The following is a 17011-nucleotide window of genomic DNA, read 5'->3' on the forward strand; positions in this document are numbered from 1 at the left end:
TTGCAGCCGATGCGCTTCATGCTTCAATACGGCCACTCATATCTGCCACGGATGGCCGTCATGCTTGAACAACGCCCGACCCTCATGGCTCCGGTCCTGCTTCTGGTCGGACTGGTCTGCGTACTTGCCGGGCCGTGGCTGCCGATGGCGGCCAATGGCCGCATGGTGATTACCGCACTGGGCATCGTCGGCGCCGCACTTGCCGCCGGCCCCGCCTGGCGCTGGACCCTCGCCGCCCGCCGTTGATCTGCATCCGGTAGTGCCGGCTTCAGCCGGCAACCGCGCGCGCCCTCGACGGCCCGACACCCTTGGCTTGGCACGCTATCATCGTCGCCTTCGCCAGCTCCTGCCCGTCGCCCCGATGAAACTGCCCGCCTGCATCGCCGCCCTGCTGCTGTGTTCCGCCCTGCCGAGCGTCGCCGCCGAGCCGCTGGATCTGCCGGCCCTGGTGGAATGCCGCCAAGGCGTGGCCGCGCACGCTGCGCTGGCAGTCGCCCTGGCCGATCCGCTGCAGGCCGTCGCGAAGGGACTGCAGCCGCTACCGCAGCAGAATCAATTCATGACCGAATACCGTCTGGCTACGCCGATGACCGTGTTCGGCCAGCGCACCGACCGCATCGCCTTGGCCGGGGCCAGCATCATGGCGATCCTGGACCTTGAGGATCCGCGGCCGCTGGCGACGGAGCTGAAACTGGAAACCGCCTACGACGCCGACGGGAAGTTCATGGCCGGCCGTGAGCTGGTCAGCCGCGATGTCACCGATCCGGTGACGGGGGAAGCCCAGATCGAATCGATCATCCTCAGTGTTTCCACGGTCCAGAGCCATCCGGACCAGACCCTGGCCGGCTGCACCTACAGCTTGGACCTGCCTGCTGACGATGAGGCGCCCGCCGCGGTGGCCCCGCCTGCCAACAAGGGCTGACCGGCCTTTCCGCCGCCCCCCACGCAAGCGCCGGGGACGCGCGACAGGGCCTGACATCCTGCTAGACTGCAGCCAACGCCCGGCCTGCCGGGTGCCTTTTTTCCCGAGATGTCTGAAGACGACAGTAGCAGCTCCACGCTGGAGCACAGTGAGAAAAGACGCAGCTGGCTTGAACGCCTGGGTGCTGCGTTTTCCGGTGAACCACATACCCGCGATCAGCTGATCGCCCTGTTGCGTACCGCACAGGAAGACGGGCTGATCGCCGCCGATACCCTACGCATGATGGAAGGCGCCATTTCGGTCGCCGAACTGACGGTGGGCGACGTGATGATCTCGCGTTCGCAGATGGTATCGCTGCCGGTGGAGGCGCCGTTCCTCGACCTGATGAAGCAGGTGGTCGAATCCGGCCATTCGCGCTTCCCGGTGCACGGCGACAACAAGGACGACATCCTGGGCGTGCTGTTGGCCAAGGATCTGCTGCGCGGCGTGGTTTCCGACCATGGCCCCGCCAATATCCGTGAACTGCTGCGTCCGGCGGTGCTTATCCCCGAGGCGAAGAAGCTCAACGTACTGTTGAAGGAGTTCCGCCTGTCGCGCAACCACATGGCGATCGTGGTGGACGAGTACGGCGGTGTCGCCGGACTGGTCACCATCGAAGACGTGCTGGAGCAGATCGTCGGCGAAATCGACGACGAGCACGACGAAGCCGAGGACCCGGCGGCCGGTATCGCCATCCAGGCCGACGGTCGCTATGTCGTGGATGCGCTGACGGCCATCGGCGATTTCAACGAACGCTTCGGCGCCGACTTCCCCGATGATGACTACGACACCATCGGCGGACTGGTCACTGAAGCGATCGGACACTTGCCGGAAATCGGTGATGAGCTGGCCCTGGACCGCTTCATGTTCCGCGTGGCACGTGCCGACGCGCGCCGCGTGCAGGCCTTCCACGTGACCGTGCTGCCGACGGACGAACAGGAATCCGCTTGAAGCGTACCGCCGGACTCATGCTGAGCGGCTGGCTGGCCGTGCTGATGCTGGCGGCGTTGCTGGTCGCGCCGGGGGCGGTGCTGGCGCAGTCGACGCCTGCCGCCGTCAATGCTGCCGCCTCTGGCGACGCGCAGGCCGATGTCCCGCGCATCGGCGTGGTCACCATGCAGCCGGGCACGATCTTTTTCGAGCGCTTCGGCCACGATGCCATCGTGGTGGTGGATCCGCTCAGCGGCGCCGCCACCTCGTACAACTTCGGCTACTTCGACCCGGGCGAGCCGGACTTCATCAGCCGCTTCATCCGCGGCGAGATGATGTATTACCTGGTCGCCCTGCCCTTGCAGCAGGATCTCGGGTATTACGACGAATCCGGTCGCGGCGCGAGCGTCCAGTGGCTGGATCTGCAACCCGATCAGGCCCGTGCGCTGGCCGCCGACCTTGCCGAGCGCGCGAAGCCGGAGAACGCGCGCTACCGCTACGATTACTACACCGCGAACTGCGCCACGATGGTTCGCGATACGCTGGACAAGGCGTTGGGCGGCGGGCTGCATGCGCAGCTGTCGGGCCGTTCGCGGGGCAACACCTACCGCAGCGAGTCGGTGCGTCTGGCTTCGCCGGCACCGTGGATGTGGCTGGGCTTCGACCTGGGGCTGGGGCCGTTCGCCGATCAGCCGCTGTCGCGCTGGCAGGAAGCCTTCGTGCCGATGCGCCTGGCCGATGCGCTGCGCCAGGTGCGCAACAGCGAAGGCCGGCCCCTGGTGCAGTCCGAACAGCAGCTGCTCGCACACCGCATCGACGCCGAACCGACCGAGCAGGCCCGTGCCTGGTGGCCATGGCTGGTGGTGGGGCTGGGGCTGGCTGCCGGTGTGTTCGCACTGCGTCGCCGCCCCCGTCTGCTGGCCGCGCTGGCGCTGCCGTTCTGGATAGTCAGCACGATCGCCGGCAGCCTGCTGGTCTTCCTGTGGGGCTTCAGCGACCACCATGCCGCGTGGGCCAACCGCAACCTGCTGCAGCTGTCACCGCTGTGCCTGCTGCTGCTGCCCGGCGCCATCGCGCTGCTGCGCCGGCGCCGGCCGGGTCGCCTGTTCCGCATCGTGCTGTGGGCCGTGGCCGGGTTGTCCCTGGCCGGACTGGTACTGCACTGGCTGAGCCTGCAGGCCCAGTACAACGTGCAGTGGATCGTGCTGCTGCTGCCGCTGCATGCCGCGCTGGCGTGGGTGCTCGGTCGCGCATCGCGATGGCCGCTTCACGCCCGCTGACGCAGGATGAGCGGCATGCACGTGCCCGATACCACCGCCCCCGCAGCGCATAATCCTGCCTGCGTCATCAACTGCGTTCACTACGATGATGATGGCAAGCGCCATGACATCGCCCTGGATGCCATCAGCGACGTCATCGCCAGTGGCAACGGATTCGTCTGGGTAGGCCTGTATGACCCGGCGGACAGCGTCCTGCTTAAACTGCAGGAAGAGTTCGGCCTGCACGACCTGGCGATCGAAGACGCGCGCAATGCCCACCAGCGTCCGAAGGTGGAGACCTATGGCAACTCGCTGTTCGCGGTGGTGACCACGGCGCAGATGGTCGATGAGCGCATCCAGTACGGTGAAACCCACGCCTTCGTCGGCCCCCGCTTCCTGGTGACGGTGCGCCACGGCGCCTCCCTGTCCTACGCGCCGGTGCGGGCGCGCGTGGAGCGCGAGCCCCACCTGTTGAAGATGGGTCCGTCCTACTGCCTGTATGCCGTGCTGGATTTCGTGGTCGACAACTACCTGCCGATCACCAACCGCTTCCGCGACACGCTGGAACTGCTGGAGAAAGACATCTTCGCCGACGACTACAAGCGCAGCACCGTCGTGCGCCTGTATGAGTTGAAGCGCGAGCTCAACAAGATGCGCATGGCGGTGGCGCCTTTGCAGGACGTCCTGTCGGCACTGAAGCGGCATCCGGCCGAAAGTGGCCTGGTGCCCGACGAGGTGAAGTTGTACATCCGCGACGTGCATGACCATGCCGTCCGCATCAGCGATGTCATCGATACCCTGCGCGAAATGCTGGGCACCGCCCTCAGTGTGAATTTGTCACTGGTGACGCTCGCACAAGGTGAAACGGTAAAGCGGCTGGGTGCCTGGGCCGCACTGCTGGCAGCCCCTACGCTGATCACCAGCTGGTACGGCATGAACTTCACGCACATGCCCGAGCTGGACAAACCATGGGCCTATCCGGCGATCATCATCGGGGTCGCCGCGGTCTGCGTCGGGATGTACCGCCTGTTCAAGCGCGCACGCTGGCTGTGAAGCGGTAGCGCCGAGCCATGCTCGGCGGATCTCCCGCAGCGCCGAGCCCGGCTCGGCGCCGTCGGGCCTGCTCAGGCCACGTAGATCGTCTTGATGTTCATGAACTCATGGATGCCGTGTTCGGCCAGTTCGCGGCCGAAACCCGATTCCTTGCTGCCGCCGAACGGCAGCCGCACATCGCTCTTGACGATGGAATTGACGAAGGCCGCACCGCACTCCATCTGCTGTGCAAACGCTTCGCCGCGCGCCGCATCGGTGGTCCACACGCTGCCGCCCAGCCCAAAGCGAGTGTCATTGGCGACACGCAGCGCTTCGGCTTCGTCCTTGACCCGGATCACCGCCGCCACCGGTCCGAACAGCTCCTCGTCATAGGCCGGCATGCCCGGCGCCACCGCATCCAGCACCGTCGCGGCGTAGCCCGCGTGGCTGCCCGCTACCGGTTCGCCACCGATCAACACGCGTGCGCCCTTGGCCACGCTGGCCTGTACCTGCTTGTGCAGCTCATCACGCAGGTCCGCGCGTGCCATCGGCGCCAATGTCGTTTTCTCGTCGGACGGATCACCGTAACGACGCTCGGCCGCCGCCGCCACGAAACGGTCGGTGAAGGCGTCAGCCACCGCATCGACCACGATGAAGCGCTTGGCCGCGATGCAGGTCTGGCCGCTGTTGTCGAAGCGCGACTTCACCGCCGCATCCACCGTCGTCTCAAGATCGGCGTCTTCCAGCACCACGAAGGCATCGCTGCCGCCCAGTTCCATCACGCACTTCTTCAGCTGATCGCCGGCGTTGGCGGCGATGGATCGTCCCGCACGCTCACTGCCGGTCAGCGTCACTGCTCTCACCCGGCGGTCGCGCAGTACGTCCGCGGCTTGGTCGTTGTCGATGTGCAGCACGTCGAACACGCCTGACGGCAAGCCCCCGGCACGTACCACGGCATTGATCAGGTCGGCGCACTGCGGCACGTTGCTGGCGTGCTTCAACAGCGCCACATTGCCGGCCATGAACGCCGGTGCCAGGAAACGAAACACCTGCCAGATCGGGAAGTTCCACGGCATCACCGCGAACACGCAGCCGATCGGCTCGTAGCGCACGTAACTGAGCTGTGCTTCGGTCTTGATCTGCTGCGGCTGCAGATAGTCGCCCGCGTGATCGGCATAGAACTCGCAGGCCAGCGCGCACTTTTCCACCTCGGCCAGCGCTTCGCCTTTCAGCTTGCCCATCTCGGACGTCATCGCCTGCTGGATCTCATCGCGCCGTGTACGCAGCTGCGTGGCGATCGCCCGCAGCACGTCGGCGCGCTGCGCCAGCGATTGTGCGGCCCACTCTGGAAACGCAGCAGCGGCCGCGGCCAGGCGCTGCTCGATACCCGCCTTGTCCAACAGCTCATGGCGGTAATCCACCTGCCCGGTGGTGGGATTGACGATTTCAACAGTCATCGCAGGTCTCCTCGAATCAGGCGACCATTCTGCGCCGGCCCCCGTGAGCCAGACGTTGCCGGATCGGGCCACCCCACGCGACACAGTGTCGCGGCCTTCACCCGCCGTTACCGGGTGCGGTGATGCGATGCCCCGCTGGCCGTCAGCCGTTGTCCTGCCGTGCCATCAGCAGGTCACGCTGGCGGCGTTTCTCGGCCCGCGCGGTGAAGTACCAACCGATGAACGCGGCCACCGCCACCGCCGACACCATCAACGTGGCCAGTGCATTGATCTTCGGGCTGATGCCCATCCGCACCGAGGCGAATACCTTCATCGGCAGCGTGGTGGAACTGGGCCCGGCGACGAAGCTGGCGATCACCACATCATCCAGTGACAGGGTGAAAGCCAGCAGCCAGCCCGCCAGCAGCGCCGGCGCGATGATCGGCAAGGTGATCTTCAGGAACACGGTGAGCCGGCTGGCACCGAGGTCCATCGCGGCTTCCTCCAACGAGATGTCCAGCTCCTGCAGGCGCGAGGACAGCACCACGGTGACGAAGGACAGGGTAAAGGTGACGTGTGCGATCCAGATCGTCATCGCGCCGCGGGCCGGGAAGCCCGGGATGCCGCCCATCGACACCAGCAGCGTCATCAACGAAAAGCCCAGGATGACATCGGGCATCACCAGCGGCGCGGTGATCAGCGCACTGAACGCGGACTTGCCACGGAAGCGTCGGAAACGGGTCATCACCATCGCCGCCATGGTCCCCAGCACGGTGGCGGCGCAGGCTGTCCAGAACGCCACTTTCAGGCTCATCCACAGCGCGTCCATCAACGCGCGGTCGTTGAACAGTTCGCCATACCAGCGCGTGGAGAAACCCGCCCACACCGTGGCCAGCCGTGAGCTGTTGAAGGAGAACACCATCAACAACAGGATCGGCAGGTACAGGAAGGCGAACCCCAGCGCCAACGCGCCCCAGCCCATCCAGCGGTAACCTCGCATCGTGCTCATGCCTGCTTTCCTTCCAGCACGCGCTGCTGGGACCGGTTGAACAGGAAGATCGGCACCAGCAGCAGCAACAGCATCACCACCGCCACCGAGGAAGCCACCGGCCAGTTACGGTTGTTGAAGAACTCACCCCACAGCACCCGCCCGATCATCAGCGTGTCCGGCCCACCCAGCATTTCCGGGATCACGAACTCGCCCACCGCCGGGATCATCACCAGCATGCAGCCGGCGATGATGCCTGCCTTGGACAGCGGCAGGGTGATGCGCACGAACGCCTGCCACGGCTTGGCGCCCAGGTCGTAGGCCGCTTCCAGCAGACGCTGGTCGTGCTTGACCAGGTTGGCATACAGCGGCAGCACCATGAACGGCAGATAGCAGTAAACGATGCCGATGTAAGCCGCCACCGGTGTGTAAAGGATGCGCAGCGGCTGGTCGATCAGACCGATCTTCAACAGCACCTGGTTGAGCAGGCCATTGCGGTCGAGGATGCCGATCCAGGCGTACACGCGGATCAGGAACGACGTCCACGAGGGCAGCACCACCAGCATCATCATCACGTTGCGGGTGGAGGGCTTCATACGTGCGATGGCGTAGGCCATCGGATAGCCGATGATCAACGTCAGCAACGTGGAAATCGCCGCAATCTTGAAACTGCTGGCATAGGCCAGCACGTACTGCTGGTCGCGTACCAGTTGCAGGTAGTTTTCCAGGTTGAGCTTGAGCGAGAACGCGCCATCCACGTACTGCAGCAACCACGTGTAGGGCGGCGAGCCGACCTGCGTGTGGGCGAAGGAGATCATCAGGATCAGCGCGAACGGCACGGCGAAGAACAGCAGCAGCCACAGGTAGGGCACGCCGATCACCGCACTGCGTAGTCCGGGCAGCCAGCGCTTCGGGGCTGCCGCGCTCATGAGCTCAGCACCACGCCGTCGTTGTCGCGCCAGTGCACCCACACGGCGTCGCCCCAGGTCAGGCCATCGCTGGCCCAGCGCTGCGAATTGGCGAAGTTCGCCATGACCGTGGCGCCGCTCGGCAGGCGCACGTGATAGACCGAGTGGCTGCCGAAGTAAGCAATATCTTCGATCACGCCCTGCGCCTTGTTGACGTGCCCCTCCGGCTCTTCCTTGCCGATCATGATTTTCTCTGGACGCACCGCGTAGGCCACGGACTGGCCTTCGTAACCGGTGATGCCGTGTCCAATGTAGATCGGCGCCGGGAACGCCGAGGTGCGCACGGTGGCATGTTCCGGCAGGTCCTCGTCGATCACCCCTTCGAACGAATTCACCGAGCCGATGAAGCTGGCCACGAACCGATTGGCCGGCTGTTCGTAGACCTCATCCGGCTTGCCCACCTGCTGGATCCAGCCGGCATCCATGACCGCAATGCGGGTGGCCATGGTCATGGCTTCTTCCTGATCATGTGTGACCATCACGCAGGTCACTCCGGAGGTTTCGATGATGTTCACCAGCTCCAGCTGCATCTGCGAGCGCAGCTTCTTGTCCAGCGCGCCCATCGGCTCGTCCAGCAGCAGCAGTTTCGGGCCCTTGGCCAACGACCGCGCCAACGCAACGCGCTGCTGCTGGCCACCGGACAACTGATGGGGACGGCGCTTGGCCAACTGGGACATCTGCACCAGCTCCAGCATCTCGCCCACCCGCCGGCGGATCGCATCGCTGGCCATGCCGTCCTGCTTCAGGCCGAAGGCGATGTTCTGCTCCACGCTCATATGCGGAAACAGCGCATACGACTGGAACATCATGTTGACCGGCCGCTTGTACGGCGGCAGCGCGTCCAGGCGCTGCCCATCGACGACGATGCTGCCCTTGGTCGGGGTTTCAAAGCCGCCCAGGCAGCGCAGCAGGGTCGATTTGCCACTGCCTGACCCGCCGAGCAGCGCGAAGATTTCGCCCTTGCGCACATCCAGGTTGACGTCGTCCACGGCCACGAAACCGTCGAACTCCTTGCGCAGGTCACGGACGGACAGGTAGCCGGGCTCACCGTGGGCATCGACGGCGGCGGCTTCCGGCTGGGCAACAACGGACATGGGGGGCTCCGACGGCGGTCAAGGGGATGGCGGCGCCATTCTAACGGCGGTGGTGCCGACGGGACATGACGGCAGCTGGCGCGTTGCGCCGATCGCGTCTGCACTGCGGTCGCGCGTGCTGGGGGCGTTCACCGCGCCACGGTACGGCGGGCGATGCAGGCCGTCAGCCACAGCTCATCGCGACACCGCCGCCTCCGGCGCTTCCTGCCAGCCCAATCCGAGGCTCTTCTGCAGCGCCACGTAGCGGACCAGCAGTTGCAGCTGCGCCTGGGCCAGCCCGTCCTGCGCATCGAGCTGCTGCCGCTGCACGTCCAGCAGATCGATCTGCGACGCGGCACCGGCCTGCCTGCGTTGCTGCATCAGCAGGTCGGCACGCGTGGCCGACGCTTCGGCACGGGTGGTCGCCTGCACCTGCTGGCGCGCAGCACCGAATCGCGCCAGCGCGGTGTTGGCATCCTGCAGCGCGGCCAGCACGGTGCCTTCATAGGCCGCCATGCGTGCCTCGTTGCCTGCCCGCGCCTGCGCGACACGCGCCTTGTTGCGGCCGAAATCGAAGACAGACCAGCGCAGGAACGGGGCGACGATCGTGGCTGCCGAATCCGAGCCCAGATCGGACAGCGAACCCGCGCCGGCGCCGACCGTGCCCAGCAAGGTCACCTGCGGAAAATACGCTGTCAGCGCCTGGCCGATCTGCGCCGACGAAGCGGCCAGCTCGCGCTCCGCCTTGCGGATGTCCGGCCGCCGACGGATCAGGGCCGCCGCATCGTCCACGGCAATCCGCGCAGGCAACGCAGGCAGTTCCGCGCCCTGCCCCAACCGCCCGTCCAGCGCGCCGGGCTCGCGTCCCACCATGAGGGCCAGCACATCGCGGGCCTCATCGGCCTGCGCCCTCAACGGCGGGATGCGTGCCTGCTGCTGCTCGCGCTGCGCCTGCGCGCGCTCGACCTGCAGGTCGGAATCGGCGCCGCGCTCGCGCCGTTGCCGTGACAGCTGCAACGCCTCATCGGCTGCCCGCAGGTTGTCCTCCGCCAGCGCGATGCGTTGCTGGCTGCTGCGGTAGCTCAGATAGACCTGGGTAAGTTCGGCGGCAAGCTGCACCTGCGCATCGGCCAACGCCGCCGCATCGGCGCCGGCCTCGGCGGCCGCCTGCTCGGCAGCGCGCCGGCGCCGGCCGAACAGGTCCAGCTCCCAGCTTGCATCGAAGCCGACCACGTACAGCTCGGTGTCCAGGTCGACATCGGCGAACTGCTGGCGCAACTGCGCGGCCTCCTGCGGCCGGCCGTTGGCCTCGGCGACCTGGGCCACGTTCTCGCCCAGGCCCCGCACGCTGTCGTTCAGCGAATCCGGCGCCTGCACGTTCGCGTAGCCAGCGGCAGCACCCACGCTCGGCAGCTGCTCGGCACGTCGCTGACGCTGCAGCGCGCGCGACGCCACCACCTTCGCCTGCGCCGCGCGCAGATTGGGGCTGTTGCGCAACGCCTCGTCCACCAGTTCGTCCAGCAACGGATCGCGCAGCTCACGCCACCACTGGCTGGGCGGGGCCGCCGCCACCACGCCAGCCTGGTCGGCCCGCGGCAGCGCCGCCTGCGCGGTCGCCGTGCCGGCCACGTCCGGGCGCGTGTAATCCGGCCCCAACATGCAGCCGGCGAGCAGCAACGGCAGCAGCGCGAAAGACAGTGGGCGCATCCGTGCAGCAGATGGGAAGGAGTTCAATCGGGTCATCAGTGCATCGCCAAGGGAACGCCCTTCGGCAAGGGCTTGAGCAGGAAGACCAGTGGCAGGGTCGCCACCACGATCAGGCCAAAAATCCAGAACAGGTCGTTGTAGGCCATCACCATCGCCTGCATCTGCACGGTCTGCGCCAGCACGGCCATGCCCTGCATCGGGTCACCCAGCTGCTGGCCGTAAGCACCCAGTGCATCCTGGGCTACCTGCGAATTGGCCGTGATACTGCTGCCGATGGCATCCACGTGCAGGGTGGTCCGGCGGTCCTGGAACGTCGAAATGATGGCCAGGCCGATCGACCCGCCCAGGTTGCGGGCGGCGTTGAACAGGCCGGAGGCATCGCTGGTGAACTCGCGGGGAACCGAGGTGATGGCCGCCTGGTTGAGCGCCATCATGGCCAGCGCCAGGCCGCAGCCCTGCAGCAGCTGCCCCAGTACGAAGTGCGGGCCGATGCTGTCCGGCGTCAGCCCCAGGTTGACGAAGCACGCCGCGGCGAAGCACAGCATGCCGCCGAACACCATGATCCGTACATCCACCGTCTCCAGCATCTTCGGCATCAGCGGCATCAGCAGGATGGTCGGCAGGCCCGCCAACAGCAGCACGTAGCCGGCCTGCTCGGTGTTGTAGCCGGCAATGATCGCCAGGAACTGCGGGATCATGTACATCACCCCGAACAGGATCATGCCCACCGCCATCACCATCACGAACACCGCGCCGAAGCTGCGGGTGAACAGGATTTTCAGGTGGATCACCGGCTCTCTGCTGGTGAACTGGGACAGCGCCAGCAAAGCGAACCCGGTCAGCGAAACCAGGCTCAGGATGATGATCAGCGTGGATTCGAACCACCGCTCGCGCTGCCCGTCCTCCAGTACCACCGTCAAGGCGGACAACCCCGCCGTCATCCCGATGATGCCCAGCCAGTCGGCACGCAGCAGGCCCCACCAGTTGGATTTTTCATGCGGCAGGCCAAGCAGCAGCAGCGCGACCAGGCCGGCGCAGATCGGCACGTTGATGAAGAAGGCATAGTGCCAACTCACGTTTTCCGTCAGCCAGCCGCCCAGCAGCGGACCAATGACCGGCCCGAGGATCACCGTCATGCCGAACAACGCGGTGCCCAGCGGCTGCTGTTTGGGAGGCAGGCGCGTACCGACGATGGTCAGCGCAGTGGGGATCAGCGCACCACCGGCGAAGCCCTGGCCGATGCGGCCCACGATCATCATGGGCAGGGTATCGGCGAAGCCACACATCACGGAAAACGCGGTGAACAAGGTGGCGCAGATCAGCAGGAAGGTGCGCAGCCCCAGCGTCCGCACGAACCAGCCGGTCAGCGGGATCATCACGATCTCCGACACCAGGAAGGCGGTGGATATCCACGTGCCTTCGGTGCCGCTGGCGCCGACTTCGCCCTGGATGGTCGGCAGCGCCGCGTTGACGATGGAAATGTCCAACGTCGCCATGAACGAGCCGATGGTGCCAGCGGCCACCGCCAGCCACGCGCCCGCGTCGGCCTTCTGCGGCGCCGCGTCGGCCGGCCCTGCACTGGCCGCGCTGCTGCTCATCGGTCCTTGCCGGCCTCGGCTTCGTCCCGGGTGCGCTCACGCGCGCCCTTGTTGCCCCGCGTATCCACGGTGACATCCACCGACATGCCCGGCACCAGCACCTGGCGCGCCTCGGTGCCTGCATCCACTTTGATCCGCACCGGCACGCGCTGCACCACCTTGGTGAAGTTGCCGGTCGCGTTCTGCGGTGGCAACAGCGCGAACTGCGATCCGGTGCCCGGCGAGATGCTTTCCACCGTGCCGTGCAGATCCACGCCGGGCAGCGCGTCGACCTTGATGGTCGCGGGCTGGCCGGGGCGCATCAGGCCCACTTGGGTTTCCTTGAAATTGGCCGCGATGTACAGCGATGCCACCGGCACCACGGTCATCGTACGGGTGCCGGCGGCGACGAACTGGCCGACCTGCACCGTCTTGTTGCCGATGCGGCCGTCGATGCGCGCGCGCAGCTCCGTGTCTTCAAACGCGACCGCGGCCTGCGCGGCATCGGCCTGCGCCTGCTTCAACCCGGCCTGGGCCTGCTCCAGCTGCGCCTGACTGGCCTGGATCTGGCTCTGCGCGCCGGTGATCTGCGCCTGCGCCGCGTCGTACTGCGCCTGCGCCCGCTGCAGGTCATGGCGCAGGCTTTCCACATGTTCGTGGGTATCGGCACCGCTGGCAGCCAACGGCGCGAACCGGGCCACTTCGGCCTTGGCGAAACGCAGCGTGGCAGCGGCGGCGACGGACTGGGTACGTGCCTGTATCAAGCTGGCCTGCTGGCCCTGCACACCCGCGGTCGCCGCCGCAATATCGGCCTGGCGCACAGCGATGACCGCTTCGGCCTGGTCCAGCGTGGCGCGATAGGTACGCGGGTCGATGCGCAGCAGGGGCTCACCGGCCTTCACCTGTTGGTTGTCCTGCACCAGCACTTCGGTCACATACCCGTTGATGCGCGGCGCCACGGCGACCGCGTCCGCCTGCAGATACGCGTTGTTGGTGTCCTGCAGGTATCGCCCGATCAGCAGGTGGTAGAACAGCCATATGACCAGCACGGCGAGCACCACATTTACGCCGATGATCAGCGCCCAGCGCACTTTGGGATTCTTCAGCGGCGAGGGTTTCTTTTCTTCCGCCTCGTGATCGGGCGGGTCCTGCTGCGCGGGCGCATCGTCGTGCCGGCTGGGCTGTTCGCTCATCGTCTGGTCGCGGGGGTGGTCAGGTCCATACGCGACAGTAGGGGAAGCGATGCACAGAAAACGTGAAGTGCCGGGCCGAGCACATGCCGTTGAAACGGATCCCTTCCACCGAGGGGAAGGGATTCGTGTGCAGGGCTGCCGGGCCGGGCCGCGAGCAGATCGCGCGGCCCCGGCATCCCGCCGAGCGTCGCTCGGCGCTACCGATGACTCAACGGCCGGTTTTGATTTCCGTCCACAAGCGGGTGTAAAGCTTGTCGGTTTCCGGCGTATTGATCGAGTAGGTGAACATCTTTTCCGCAACGTCCGCCGGCGGATAGATGGTCGGATCGGTGCGGATCGCTTCATCGACCAGCGCGGTGGCATCGGTCACCGGATTGGCGTAGTGGATGAAGTTGGTGTTGGCCGCCGCGACCTTCGGTTCCAGCAGGTAATTGATGAAGGCGTAGGCTGCCTCGGGGTGCTTGGCATCCTTCGGGATCGCCAGCATGTCGAACCACTGCGGCGCGCCTTCGCGCGGAATCGAGTACGCCACGTGGACGCCGTTGGCCGCTTCCTCGGCACGATCACGCGCCTGGATGATGTCGCCCGACCAGCCCACCACCAGGCAGGTGCCGCCGTTGGCCAGCGACCCCACGTACTGCGAAGAGTGGAAGTTCTGCACGTACGGGCGGATCGATTTCAGCAGTTCGGCCGCTTTCTGGATGTCGGCCGGGTTGTTGCTGTGCGGGTCCAGCCCCAGGTAATGCATCGCCACCGGGATCATGTCGGCGGGCGTGTCCAGGAGGGTCACGCCGCAGTCCTTCATCTTGGCGATGTTCTCCGGCTTGAAGATCAGGTCCCAACTGTTGGCGATGTCGGCGCTGCCGCCGAAGCGCTCCTTCACCATGTCCACGTTGTAGCCGATGCCGGTGGTGCCGATCATGTACGGCACGCCGTACTTGTTGTCCGGATCCTGGGTGGCGATGCGCTCCATCACCTTCGGGTCCAGCTTGGCCAGGTTCGGGATCTTCGCCTTGTCCAGCGGCAGGAACACGCCGGCCTGGATCTGCCGGCCGAAGAAATTCAGCGTCGGCACCACCACGTCGTAGCCACTGTTGCCGGCCAGCAGCTTGGTCTCGACCATCTCGTCACTGTCGAACACATCGTAGGTGACCTTGATCCCGCTCTGCTTCTCGAAATCCGGGATCGTGTTTTCGGCGATGTAATCGCTGTAGTTGTAGACGTTCAGGACCTTGCTGTCCTGCGTGCTTCCCGCGCCATCACCGCCGCCACAGGCAGCAAGCAGGGCAACGGACAGACCGAGCGTGAGGGTACGCAGCTTCATGGGAGGGGGCTCCAGAAAAGGATGGGGGCCGATTCCGGCCAACAGACGGACCCAGCCTAACGCCCGGACGCCGGATCATCCAGTGACGCACGGGTGACGGATTGGCGACGGCGCCTTGGGCGGCCCGGTGACACGTCCGGTGGCCCCACCGAATAAAACCGGAATCGGTAGCGCCGAGCCATGCTCGGCGAGCGCGCAGCGCGGCCTGTGGCAGGCATCGCGGTGCCCGACGGATTCCGCCGAGCGTGGCTCGGCGCTACAACGGAATGCTGCCCGCTCTGTAGCGCCGAGCCATGCTCGGCGGGACGTAACCGGAGCACGGGCCAACGGGCATCCGCTTTCAATGTCTAGACATTCAGCAGCAGGAACTCACGTTCCCACGAGCTGATCACCCGGAAGAACGTCTCGTATTCCTTCCGCTTCACCGAGATGTAGGCCTTGCAGAATCGCTCACCCAACAACGCCTGCAGCTCACTGCAGCGCTCCAGCCCGTCCAGCGCCTCACCCAGCGAGCGCGGGAGGTTGTAGCCCAGCTCCTTGGCACTGCCACTGACCGGGGCGTCCGGCGCCAGCTGGCCGCGCAGCCCCAGCAGCCCACAGGCCAGCGTCGCCGCCATCGCCAGATAGGGATTGGCATCGGAGCCGGCAAACCGACTCTCCACCCGCATGTTGTCCGGTGTATCCATCGGGACCCGCAGGCCGCAGGTGCGGTTGTCGAACCCCCAATGCACGTTGCTCGGCGATACCTCGCCAAACACCAGCCGCCGGTAGGAATTCACATTCGGCGCGAAGAACGCCATCGCCTGCGGGGCGAACTTCTGCAGCCCGCCCAGGTAATGACCGAACACCGGACTGAACTCGCCCTCGGCATTGCCTTCGCCGGCAAACACATTGCTGCCATCACTGCGACGGAGCAGGCTCTGGTGGATGTGCATCGCACTGCCCGGCTCGTTTTCCATCGGCTTGGCCAGGAACGTGGCATACACCCCGTGGCGCATCGCCGCCTCGCGCATGGTGCGCTTGAACAGGAAGACCTGGTCGGCCAGGTTCATCGCATCGGCGTGGGTGAAATTGACTTCCAGCTGCGCTGCACCGGACTCGTGGATCAGCGTATCCACGTCCAGCTTCATCGCATCCGCGTAGTCATACATCAGGTCCAGGATCGGATCGAACTCGTTTACCGCATCGATGGAGTACGACTGCCGTGCTGTTTCCGGCCGTCCTGAACGGCCCGCCGGCGGCAGCAGCGGAAAATCCGGATCGGTGTTCTTCTGCACCAGGAAGAACTCCAGCTCCGGTGCGACGACCGGTCGTAGGCCGAGTTCCTCGTACGCATCCAGCACCCGACGCAGCACATTGCGCGGGGCCAGCTCATGCGGCTTGCCGTCCTTGGTGTAGCAGTCGTGGATGATCTGCGCGGTCGGGTCGGTCGCCCACGGGACCACCCGCACGGTCTCGGGATCGGGCCGCAGCACCATGTCTGAATCCGACGGCGAAGTCAGCTCGTAATAGTCATCGGGGTAGTCGCCGGTCACCGTGGTGGCGAAGATACCCTCCGGCAACCGCGTGCCGTAATCGTGCGAGAACTTGTCCGCCGGGATGATCTTGCCGCGCGCGATGCCGGTGATGTCCGGCACCAGGCACTCCACCTCGGTGATGCGCCGCTCTTTCAACCAGCGCAGCAGGCTGCTTTCCTGTCCGTCGTCCACGGTCGGCGGTTTTCGCGAGCGGGTGTCCGTACTCATGGGGAATCCTGTTGAAGTCGTTGACGCTGCCGACAAGCATCGCCGAATGCGCGGAACACAGCGTGATAGAAGGGATTGTGGGTCACCCGCCATTCGGGATGCCACTGCACGCCGAGCACGAAACCATGACGGTGACTGCGTGCCGCTTCGACCAGTCCATCATCGGCGTGCGCCTCGGCCACCAAGCCGTCGGCCAGCACGGCGACGCCCTGCCCATGCACGGAATTGACCACTGCCGAGCGGCTGCCGTGCCAGTGCGACAGCCAGCCACCAGCAACCAGTGAAATGCTGTGCGCGGGGCCATACTGCGACTCGGCGGACGCCGCAGAATCCTCGCGGTGGTCATGCAGACCCTCCACCCGGTGCAGCCTGGGATGCAGGCTGCCACCCAGCGCCACGTTGAGTTCCTGGAAACCACGACAGATCGCCAACACCGGCAGGTCGATGCGCAACGCATGTTCCAGCAGCGAAAACGCACCTGCGTCGCGCGCCGCATCATGCAGGTTGCCGGGCCAGGTCTGCCCGCCAGGGTAATGATGGGGTTCGATGTTGCTGACGGCACCGGTCAGCAGCAGGCCGTGCAGCCGCCCGAGCCAGTCGCCGGCAGGCAGCGCGGGCTGCAGGGAGGGCAGCATCACCGGCGTCACCGCAGCGCCATCGACCAGAGCGCGCACATACTTCTCGCCGGCCATCAAGAAGCGGTGATGTCCCTGCAACGTGCTATCGGTCGGCAATCCCACAAGGGGAGGAAGGCGCATCTGCAAGTCCTCGGCGCTGCCGACACGGTAGCGCCGCATGATGACGCCAGCAAGCGCGGC

At 65.9% G+C, this 17011-nt stretch carries 15 protein-coding genes; 5 read left to right on the top strand and 10 right to left on the bottom strand.

Features of this window, described 5'->3' with window-relative positions; all coding sequences use genetic code 11:
• Positions 1 to 60: 60 nt before the first annotated feature.
• The 5 genes from ABRP17_RS02765 to ABRP17_RS02785 all read left to right on the top strand — a co-directional run bounded on the left by ABRP17_RS02765 (position 61) and on the right by ABRP17_RS02785 (position 4203).
• Positions 61 to 246 (top strand): hypothetical protein, encoded by a 186-nt coding sequence (locus ABRP17_RS02765; protein ID WP_192093839.1) that lies wholly within the window; start codon positions 61 to 63, stop codon positions 244 to 246.
• 115 nt (positions 247 to 361) lie between these two features.
• Complete coding sequence (locus tag ABRP17_RS02770; protein WP_349984799.1) at positions 362 to 922, top strand: hypothetical protein; 561 nt, start codon at positions 362 to 364, stop codon at positions 920 to 922.
• A 108-nt stretch (positions 923 to 1030) separates the two neighbouring features.
• Entirely contained in the window at positions 1031 to 1912 is an 882-nt protein-coding gene (locus ABRP17_RS02775; protein WP_188324496.1) for an HlyC/CorC family transporter, read from the top strand.
• 17 nt (positions 1913 to 1929) lie between these two features.
• Entirely contained in the window at positions 1930 to 3171 is a 1242-nt protein-coding gene (locus ABRP17_RS02780) for a DUF4105 domain-containing protein (protein ID WP_372486946.1), read from the top strand.
• 15 nt (positions 3172 to 3186) lie between these two features.
• Entirely contained in the window at positions 3187 to 4203 is a 1017-nt protein-coding gene (locus ABRP17_RS02785; RefSeq protein ID WP_192080452.1) for a magnesium and cobalt transport protein CorA, read from the top strand.
• Positions 4204 to 4274: 71 nt separating this feature from the next.
• On the opposite strand, the gene ABRP17_RS02790 is transcribed toward ABRP17_RS02785, so the two are convergent.
• The 10 genes from ABRP17_RS02790 to ABRP17_RS02835 all read right to left on the bottom strand — a co-directional run bounded on the left by ABRP17_RS02790 (position 4275) and on the right by ABRP17_RS02835 (position 16951).
• Entirely contained in the window at positions 4275 to 5639 is a 1365-nt protein-coding gene (locus tag ABRP17_RS02790) for an NAD-dependent succinate-semialdehyde dehydrogenase (RefSeq protein WP_349984801.1), read from the bottom strand.
• A gap of 142 nt (positions 5640 to 5781) precedes the next feature.
• On the bottom strand, positions 5782 to 6627 hold the full coding sequence (locus ABRP17_RS02795) for an ABC transporter permease subunit (RefSeq protein ID WP_188324500.1): 846 nt from the start codon (positions 6625 to 6627) through the stop codon (positions 5782 to 5784).
• A complete protein-coding gene (locus ABRP17_RS02800; protein WP_188324501.1) occupies positions 6624 to 7535 on the bottom strand; it encodes an ABC transporter permease subunit in 912 nt (303 codons plus the stop codon). Before ABRP17_RS02800 ends, ABRP17_RS02795 begins: the two co-directional genes overlap by 4 nt.
• Positions 7532 to 8668, bottom strand: coding sequence for an ABC transporter ATP-binding protein (locus ABRP17_RS02805; protein WP_188324502.1), 1137 nt, complete (start codon positions 8666 to 8668; stop codon positions 7532 to 7534). The genes ABRP17_RS02800 and ABRP17_RS02805 overlap by 4 nt, the downstream gene beginning before the upstream one ends.
• A gap of 174 nt (positions 8669 to 8842) precedes the next feature.
• Positions 8843 to 10354, bottom strand: coding sequence for an efflux transporter outer membrane subunit (locus tag ABRP17_RS02810; RefSeq protein WP_349984802.1), 1512 nt, complete (start codon positions 10352 to 10354; stop codon positions 8843 to 8845).
• A 35-nt stretch (positions 10355 to 10389) separates the two neighbouring features.
• The gene (locus ABRP17_RS02815; protein ID WP_349984803.1) at positions 10390 to 11952 is read right to left on the bottom strand and encodes a DHA2 family efflux MFS transporter permease subunit; all 1563 of its coding nucleotides are present in this window, start codon (positions 11950 to 11952) and stop codon (positions 10390 to 10392) included.
• Entirely contained in the window at positions 11949 to 13124 is a 1176-nt protein-coding gene (locus ABRP17_RS02820; protein WP_188324505.1) for an HlyD family secretion protein, read from the bottom strand. The genes ABRP17_RS02815 and ABRP17_RS02820 overlap by 4 nt, the downstream gene beginning before the upstream one ends.
• A 208-nt stretch (positions 13125 to 13332) precedes the next feature.
• On the bottom strand, positions 13333 to 14448 hold the full coding sequence (locus ABRP17_RS02825; RefSeq protein ID WP_188324506.1) for a polyamine ABC transporter substrate-binding protein: 1116 nt from the start codon (positions 14446 to 14448) through the stop codon (positions 13333 to 13335).
• Between the two features lie 347 nt (positions 14449 to 14795).
• Complete coding sequence (locus tag ABRP17_RS02830) at positions 14796 to 16193, bottom strand: glutamine synthetase family protein (protein WP_188324507.1); 1398 nt, start codon at positions 16191 to 16193, stop codon at positions 14796 to 14798.
• Positions 16190 to 16951: a gamma-glutamyl-gamma-aminobutyrate hydrolase family protein gene (locus ABRP17_RS02835; RefSeq protein ID WP_349984804.1), complete on the bottom strand. Its 762-nt coding sequence runs from the start codon at positions 16949 to 16951 to the stop codon at positions 16190 to 16192. The genes ABRP17_RS02830 and ABRP17_RS02835 overlap by 4 nt, the downstream gene beginning before the upstream one ends.
• Positions 16952 to 17011: the final 60 nt, after the last annotated feature.

The organism is Stenotrophomonas sp. WHRI 8082, from assembly GCF_040223995.2.
Taxonomy (GTDB): Bacteria; Pseudomonadota; Gammaproteobacteria; order Xanthomonadales; family Xanthomonadaceae; genus Stenotrophomonas.